At 38.2% G+C, this 421-nt stretch carries 1 protein-coding gene; it reads right to left on the bottom strand.

Annotated elements, in window-relative coordinates; genetic code table 11:
* Positions 1-44: 44 nt before the first annotated feature.
* Positions 45-421: hypothetical protein (locus AACS98_RS21790; protein ID WP_198161177.1), on the bottom strand; the 377-nt coding region annotated here is incomplete at its 5' end.

The following is a 421-nucleotide window of genomic DNA, read 5'->3' as shown; positions in this document are numbered from 1 at the left end:
GCGATCGCTTGGTGTTTCCTCTAAGAATTAACGATTAGTTTTAGCTATTTACTTTCATTTGCTATGGCTGCACCAACTATACCTAAACAACATAAACCATAATAAAGTTCTGGCTCATTACCACATTTACCGTCTTTTTGGTCTTGTCTAACAGACGCTCTCGACGCTGCGGACATACATTTACCAAAATTTCTCCCTCTACTCGCCAATGCTGGTGTTGCTAAACCAAAAGTGAAGAAAGCTGGAATAATTAAGTAAATAAACGCTCTTCGGTTCAGTAAATGTGAAGCTCTATGTTGTACATTTGCAGATACTAGATTTATGGGCTGAGTTTGTTTTTGAGCAGCTAATGTCTCTGCTGCTTCTCCACATTCATAAAAACGCTTTTGAGACAGTTTAATAGCTTGAGCCAAATCTTGTT

It is taken from the genome of Anabaena sp. CA = ATCC 33047 (genome assembly GCF_963870205.1).
GTDB lineage: Bacteria > Cyanobacteriota > Cyanobacteriia > Cyanobacteriales > Nostocaceae > Trichormus.
Note: the sequence above shows the minus strand (reverse complement) of the source record. Positions and strands in the feature narration are given on the sequence as shown.